Origin of the sequence: Methylocaldum sp., from assembly GCF_035627495.1 — a bacterium.
Taxonomy (GTDB): Bacteria; Pseudomonadota; Gammaproteobacteria; order Methylococcales; family Methylococcaceae; genus Methylocaldum.
Window position 1 is genome coordinate 1 of the sequence record NZ_DASPLO010000013.1, and the last position, 1540, is coordinate 1540.

The 1540-nt window shown below is 55.3% G+C and carries 1 protein-coding gene; it reads left to right on the forward strand.

The window, feature by feature from the left end; translation table 11 throughout:
* Positions 1-766 precede the first annotated feature (766 nt).
* Positions 767-1540, forward strand: a 774-nt coding sequence (locus tag VEB01_RS01595) for an IS4 family transposase (protein ID WP_324872356.1), incomplete at its 3' end; no start/stop codon positions are given.

Consider the following 1540-nt stretch of genomic DNA (forward strand, 5'->3'; position numbering starts at 1 on the left):
GGACTCGCACAAGATGACGACCTCCGGCCGAAACGATGCCTCGGTTGGGGGCAAAATAACAACAGTATCCTGATATCGACTCAACAACGGCCCACTCGGGGTCGAATATCGCCGTCTCAAACCGGTTTTTCGAGGTACCCAAGCGCGGAGAAAACCGCTTTGTATGTTACGAGCGGTGTGTCAAGAGTTAGTGTATAATCCGATGGGTGTGTGGCACCGGAATCGAGGGTTCCCCAATTTTCCTGCAACCACTTGAAGAAAGCATTTCGCGCCGCATGCTGCCAAATCGCGAACGGAAGAAGACCGGCACCAAATATTGCGATGAGAAGACAAAATGCCAGCCAAAGTGTATGGCCGGCGTCGGTTGACGAAATAAGGTTTGAGTAAATCTCTGGGACGAAAAGGAGCGATCCAAATGAGATCATTGACGAGATCACCCAGAATTTAGTAGAGCTATAGGTCCCGTATAGTTTTGTAATAGCGTCCATATCTCTCATCCTCGTATTGGTTGATTCGCAATCTTAAATGAGGCCTAACGTATTAAGTTGAGCGTCGCGCCGCATCGACATAAGTTATTGGCGCGAGCATTTATTCGCAAGACACCCACCCTGAAATGTTCCATTGCCAGCGTGAACTTGAACTGCCCCGGGAATCTCGGAGGCTCATTGGTGTGAGTCACGCTGCCTTAGCAGACTCGTTGAGTTGCCGATCTAAGTACGGGACAAAAGAGCTAAACCCATGATACCAAGGGGTGTCGAAAGGAATCATGAGCCATTCTGGAGTTGCCGTCATGGATCACGCCGTCACCCTCCTCAAAGCGGCTTTAGCCGAACATCTCGCCTGGCATGGCGCCCGCTTGACGTTTCTCGCCCAATTCTTGCTGACCCTCTTCAAAGTAAAGAGCGTCAATCTCGCCGAACTGGCCCAAGGGTTCGCAGGACCTGCCCACGTGGCTTCCCATTACCAACGCTTGCAACGGTTCTTCCGCTCTTTCAAGATCGACTATGACATCCTCGCTCGTTTATTGGTCCGACTGTTCCCGGTGGGCGAAGGTCCCTGGTACGTGACCCTGGATCGCACGCCCTGGAAATTCGGCAAGACCGACCTCAACGTCTTGATTCTGAGGATCGCCCACCAAGGCATAGCCCTGCCGGTGCTGTGGACGGTTCTGGACAAACCCTGCCATTCCGATACCGAAGAGCGCATGGCTTTGATGCAGCGCTTTCTGTCGGTCTTCGGCGCATCTTCCATCCGAGCGCTCCTGGCCGACCGCGAGTTCGTCGGCGAGGACTGGTTGCCGTGGCTCCAGGCCCCCGCGATTCCGTTTTATCTTCGCCTGAAGCGGAATACCTTGATTCCCAATGCCTGGGCTGTGCCGCGGCGGGCCGAGGTCCTGGTTCAGTCCCTGAAGCCGGGGCGAACCTGCTATCTCGCAGGCCGGCGCCCCGTCTGGGGGTGTTTCGTCCATCTCTCCGCCTTGCGGCTGACCGACGGCGACTTTCTCATCGTCGCCAGTTCCACCGCGCCCCAGCACGAAGCC